We start from the raw sequence: 5,658 nt of genomic DNA, 5'->3' as shown, positions 1-5,658 counted from the left end.
GAAATACACCCTTCCAATTCTGATTTATATAACTCAATTGTGTTATCAATAGGTTTATTCAGTAAAGTATTAATATCTAAACTCTTCAAGTGAAGTAATACTGCCTGTTCAATAAGTTCGTATCGAAGATCACCTTGTGTACAAGATTTCAATTCGCACTTATTTCTACACCGCAGAAACGTTTTATAAGGAATATATTTCACTGTCCCATTAACAACTTTTTTTCGTGTATTTTGAACTACAGAAGTATCGCCACCGCAGACGCCACATTTAATCACTCCACTGAACAGATTTCGTAAAATAGAAGTGTCACCATAGGTAATACGTGTACGCCCCCTGATTTTCTCAGCTACATTTGTTAGCATGTTATTAGCCAGATAAAACTTCTCTACATCTACAGCAACAGGATAGAAATCAGAGATAGTTTCTATTACTTCACGTTTCACGCCTTTAATCTGCTTGCCGTAACGAATGTGCTTACCAATTAATCGTTCATCACGAATTAACTTTGCAACGTATGAACCTCTCCAACTTGTTGAACCGTACATCCATCCTTTGTCATTCAGTTCCTTAGCTATATATCCTGTACTTTGCCCTGCAATATAGCTGTCAAATGTAAAGTTGATAATTTTCTGCATATCAGGATCTATTGCATATTTGCCCTCATTATTGAATAACCACCGAGGCATCTGCCCAGTTAGTACTGTTTTATTTTGTATTGACTTGAGTAACCTCTGCTGATAGCCATCTTTCGCCCTGCTGGATTTTATTTCAGATTCGTTATTAGCACGCATCAAGTAAATAGTACTCATTATAGCACCAACAGGATCGTCACTTTTGAGTACCTGCCTTTCCGCTACGCTGTGGATCTGAATACCTGCACCGATAAGTGTCGATATTAGTTTTGTACCTATCCACGGATTTTGACGTGATAAGCGGTCGATGCTAAAGCAAACCAACGCACTTCCTGTAGGAACCTTTCCTGTTTCAACATCCGAAAGGAACACCCCAAGCTGGCCTTCACTCAATTGTTGCCCTGAAAACGCAGACAATCCAGCATCACTTATCATGACCGTCCGATCGGTGTCGAACAGATCACTATGTTCATTTATATAGTTACGTACGGCATCATCTTGTGCTTCAAGCCCGCCGCCAGATCTTACCTGTTCCAGACTTGAGACACGCAGATAGCCGTATGGTATGATTTTTTCCATTATAGAGAGGTTACTTAGCCGTAGTGTGGGTAACACTACAATAGCAGGCATTTTGCTTTACACTACGTCCCACTAATCCATCAATATCCATGTTGAAATCCTCCTGAGTCCCTATGAGCCTTAGTCAGCAAAACGCTATTGAGCAGAACTTACAGAATGTCCGTGAGAAAATCGCCACAGCTGCACATCTTTGCGGCAGACCTTCAGAAGAAATTACCCTGCTTGCAGTGAGCAAAACAAAACCTGCGAGCGCTGTCGAAGAAGCTATTGCCGCCGGACAACTCGCGTTTGGCGAAAACTACGTGCAGGAAGGCGTTGATAAGATTGCCCACTTTGCCGGACATCAGCCCGCGCTGACCTGGCACTTTATCGGGCCGCTGCAATCGAATAAGAGCCGCCTGGTGGCGGAGAATTTCGACTGGTGCCATACCATTGATCGCCTGAAAATCGCCCAGCGACTGAACGAACAGCGTCCGGCCGGGTTACCGCCTTTGCAGGTGCTGATTCAGGTAAACATCAGTGATGAAGCCAGCAAATCCGGCATCGCAATAGGTGATATTGCAGAGCTGGCCCGCCAGATTATGACGATGCCTCACTTGTCATTGCGCGGTCTGATGGCCATCCCGGCAGTGGAAACAGATTATGCGCGACAGCTTGAAGTGTTCGGCAAGATGCGTGAGGCACTGAAAGATTTGCAACGTATTTGTCCGCTGGCCGATACGCTGTCGATGGGGATGACCGATGATATGCCTGCAGCGATTGCGGCTGGCAGCACGATGGTTCGCATCGGGACCGCCATTTTCGGTGCCCGTGATTACGGCGTAAAACAGTCACCGTTATCTTTGGATTGACTGCTTTACTCTTGATAGGCTCAATTCAGCCCCCATTAAAAGCAAGGAGCATGAATGCAACATCGCAAAATCAGTTTTATCGGCGCCGGTAATATGGCGGGCGCAATTATTTCCGGCCTGGTCGAAAGCGGCTATCCGGCACATCTCATCAGCGTTTGTGCCCCGTCCACCACGCATCGCGATGCGCTGGCTGAAAAATATGGCGTACAAAGCAGCAGCGATAACAGCGGCTGTGCAAAAGAGGCAGATGTAGTGGTTTTGTCCGTAAAACCACAGATGATGGCCGATGTGTGTAAAGCACTGCAAAAAGACGTGGATTTTAGCGACAAGCTGGTACTGTCGATTGCCGCAGGCGTCAGCGTGGCGCGTTTTTGCGAGTTGCTGGGAGAAAATCTGAATATTGTGCGTATTATGCCCAACACGCCCTCCCTCGTCGGGAAAGGCATGAGCGGCCTGTACGCGCCTGTTCAGGTATCTCAGGCAGACCGTGATTACAGTGGCGAACTGATGACCGCCGTCGGCAAAATTTGCTGGGTCGATACCGAAGAAGGTATTAACCATGTGATTGCCGCCGCAGGCAGCGCACCGGCGTATTTCTTCCTGTTTATGGAAGCCATGCAGGCCGAAGCGCAGCGTCTGGGTTTCAGCGCTGAAACCGCACGGATGCTGGTTGAGCAAGCTGCCAGCGGTGCCAGCGCCTTAGTAGCCGCCAGCCCGGACACGCCATTGTCACAACTTCGTGAGAATGTGACATCCAAAGGCGGTACGACGTTTGAGGCGCTGAAGGTTTTCACCGACCGTAAATTACCGGAGATTGTTTCCGAAGCCATGCAGGCCGCCATTGCCCGTGCGCAGGAAATGGAAAAACTGTTCTGACAAGAACGAATAATAAAATATGACTGTCTAAAATCATTCGCGTTGCGGCAACGCAGAAGCAACCCGAAAGACGAAGGGCATAGGAGAATTATGTTAACGCTGACTTTTCTGGTCAAAACACTGATTGATCTCTACGTGATGGTTCTGCTGCTGCGCATCTGGATGCAATGGGCACGTACAGATTTTTATAACCCGTTCTCACAGTTCGTGGTGAAGATTACTCAGCCCGTTATCGGACCTTTGCGCCGGATTATTCCGCCGCTGGGCCCGATTGACAGTGCAAGCCTGTTGCTGGCTTTTATCCTTTGCACGATCAAATTTCCGCTGCTGTTGCTTATCCAAAGTGGTGCCATTTTCTTTGGTCTGAGCAGCTTGCTGATTGGCCTGATAGGGCTGGTCAAAGCCGCGGGTTATCTGGTGTTCTGGCTGGTGATTATCCGCTCTCTGATGAGCTGGGTGAGCCAGGGACGCGGGCCGATGGATTACCTGCTGATGCAACTGACCGAACCGCTGATGGCACCCATCCGCCGCATCCTTCCGGCCATGGGGGGAATTGATTTCTCGGCGATGGTCGTGATTCTGATCCTGTATATGCTGAATTATCTCGGTATGGATCTGCTGGGTGCACTGTGGTTCCAGCTTTAAGTCCGGCGTTCTGGCAATCCGATGCGCTGGTTTTGCGGCTGGTTATCCAGCCCAAAGCCAGCCGCGACAGCCTGGTGGGTTTGCATGGCGATGAACTGAAAGTCGCCATCACTGCCCCGCCGGTGGACGGCCAGGCCAATACGCATCTGGTGAAATTTCTTTCAAAACAGTTTAAAGTCGCCAAAAGTCAGATAAGCATCGAAAAAGGCGAGCTGGGCCGCCATAAACAAGTCCGCATTACGAATCCGCAAAATATCCCGACCGAGGTCGCGGTACTGCTCGCTGAATAACTTCAAGTCAGATTCATTTCAGGACATTATTTTTATGAAGAAAGTCGTTTTAGCTACCGGCAATGCCGGTAAAGTGCGTGAACTCGCGCATCTTCTGGCTGATTTCGGCCTGGACGTGGTGGCGCAAACCGAACTGGGCGTCGAATCCGCTGAAGAAACCGGCCTGACGTTTATCGAGAACGCCATCCTGAAAGCCCGCCATGCAGCGGCTGTCACCGGCTTGCCGGCCATTGCCGATGACTCCGGCCTGGCGGTGGATTTTCTCGGTGGTGCGCCGGGGATTTACTCCGCCCGCTACGCAGGCGCTGACGCCAGCGATCAGCAGAACCTCGATAAATTGCTGGTGGCACTGAAAGATGTGCCCCAGGGCCAGCGCAACGCGCAATTCCACTGCGTTCTGGTGTATATGCGCCACGCAGAAGACCCGACGCCGCTGGTGTGCCACGGCAGCTGGGCGGGCGAAATTACCTTTGCTGAAGCAGGCGAAAGCGGCTTTGGTTATGACCCGATTTTCTACGTACCGGAACTGGGGAAAACCGCTGCAGAACTGACCCGCGAAGAAAAAAGCGCAGTTTCCCACCGGGGTCAGGCACTGAAACTGCTGCTTGCCGCGATGAAAGAGGCTGTACAGAAGAATGCGTAAGTTGCCGCCGCTGAGTCTCTACATTCATATTCCGTGGTGCGTGCAAAAATGCCCTTACTGCGATTTCAACTCGCACGCGTTAAAGGGTGAAGTGCCGCATGACGATTATGTCGCGCATCTGCTGGCCGATTTGGATGCCGACCTGCATCTGGTTGGCGGGCGCAGTGTGGGGACAATTTTTATCGGCGGCGGAACCCCCAGCCTGCTGAGCAGCGAAGCCATGCAGACCCTGCTCGACGGCGTCCGGGCGCGTTTGCCGCTTGATGCCAATGCTGAAATCACCATGGAAGCTAACCCCGGTACCGTCGAAGCCGACCGCTTCAGCGGCTATCAGCGCGCCGGTGTGAACCGTATCTCCATTGGCGTACAAAGTTTCGATGCGCAGAAACTGGAGCGTCTGGGGCGCATTCATGGGCCTGATGAGGCAAAGCGTGCGGCACATCTGGCGACCAGCCTGAATCTGCGCAGCTTTAATCTCGATCTGATGCACGGCTTGCCGGATCAGACGCTGGAAGAAGCGCTGGACGATTTGCGCCAGGCTATCGCGCTTAATCCGCCGCATTTGTCGTGGTATCAGCTGACTATCGAGCCGAATACGATGTACGCCTCGCGTCCGCCTAAACTGCCGGATGACGACGCGCTGTGGGATATTTTCGAACAAGGCGATCAGTTACTGACCGCTGCCGGTTACCAGCAATATGAAACCTCGGCCTACGCTAAACCAGGTTATCAGTGCCAGCACAACCTCAACTACTGGCGCTTCGGTGATTATCTCGGCATCGGTTGTGGTGCGCATGGCAAACTGACACAGCCCGACGGGCAAATCCTGCGAACCGTGAAAACCAAACACCCTCGTGGCTATATGCAAGGACGCTACATGGACAAACAGCATCCGGTCGAAACTGAAGATTTGCCATTTGAATTCTTCATGAACCGTTTTCGTTTGCTGGAAGCGGCACCCCGCGAAGAGTTTGGTTTGTATACCGGGCTGGATGAATCGGTGATTCGTGCGCAGCTTGATGACGCGATCGCCAAAGAATATCTACTGGAAACCGACACGCACTGGCAGATCACCGGCAAAGGGAAACTGTTCCTGAACTCACTGCTGGAGCTATTTCTGACTGAGTAAGCGGTAATAT

At 50.8% G+C, this 5,658-nt stretch carries 7 protein-coding genes; 6 read left to right on the top strand and 1 reads right to left on the bottom strand.

The window, feature by feature from the left end; genetic code table 11:
• The coding region (locus J1785_RS03980; RefSeq protein ID WP_217218861.1) for a recombinase family protein at window positions 1-1,214 on the bottom strand (1,214 nt) is incomplete at its 3' end.
• Window positions 1,215-1,327: 113 nt separating this feature from the next.
• Here J1785_RS03980 and J1785_RS03975 point away from each other — a divergent pair.
• The 6 genes from J1785_RS03975 to hemW all read left to right on the top strand — a co-directional run bounded on the left by J1785_RS03975 (window position 1,328) and on the right by hemW (window position 5,648).
• Window positions 1,328-2,065, top strand: coding sequence for a YggS family pyridoxal phosphate-dependent enzyme (locus tag J1785_RS03975; protein WP_129991403.1), 738 nt, complete (start codon window positions 1,328-1,330; stop codon window positions 2,063-2,065).
• 54 nt (window positions 2,066-2,119) lie between these two features.
• Window positions 2,120-2,941: a pyrroline-5-carboxylate reductase gene (proC, locus tag J1785_RS03970; RefSeq protein ID WP_129991402.1), complete on the top strand. Its 822-nt coding sequence runs from the start codon at window positions 2,120-2,122 to the stop codon at window positions 2,939-2,941.
• Between the two features lie 90 nt (window positions 2,942-3,031).
• A complete protein-coding gene (locus tag J1785_RS03965; protein ID WP_112150889.1) occupies window positions 3,032-3,586 on the top strand; it encodes a YggT family protein in 555 nt (184 codons plus the stop codon).
• Window positions 3,571-3,876: a DUF167 family protein YggU gene (gene yggU, locus J1785_RS03960; RefSeq protein WP_129953041.1), complete on the top strand. Its 306-nt coding sequence runs from the start codon at window positions 3,571-3,573 to the stop codon at window positions 3,874-3,876. The genes J1785_RS03965 and yggU overlap by 16 nt, the downstream gene beginning before the upstream one ends.
• Window positions 3,877-3,910: 34 nt before the next feature.
• Complete coding sequence (locus J1785_RS03955) at window positions 3,911-4,519, top strand: XTP/dITP diphosphatase (RefSeq protein ID WP_217218860.1); 609 nt, start codon at window positions 3,911-3,913, stop codon at window positions 4,517-4,519.
• Window positions 4,512-5,648 (top strand): radical SAM family heme chaperone HemW, encoded by a 1,137-nt coding sequence (gene hemW / locus J1785_RS03950; protein ID WP_129953043.1) that lies wholly within the window; start codon window positions 4,512-4,514, stop codon window positions 5,646-5,648. Before J1785_RS03955 ends, hemW begins: the two co-directional genes overlap by 8 nt.
• Window positions 5,649-5,658: the final 10 nt, after the last annotated feature.

Source organism: Rahnella perminowiae (genome assembly GCF_019049755.1).
Taxonomy (GTDB): domain Bacteria; phylum Pseudomonadota; class Gammaproteobacteria; order Enterobacterales; family Enterobacteriaceae; genus Rahnella; species Rahnella perminowiae.
This window is presented reverse-complemented; position numbering and strand designations above follow the sequence as displayed.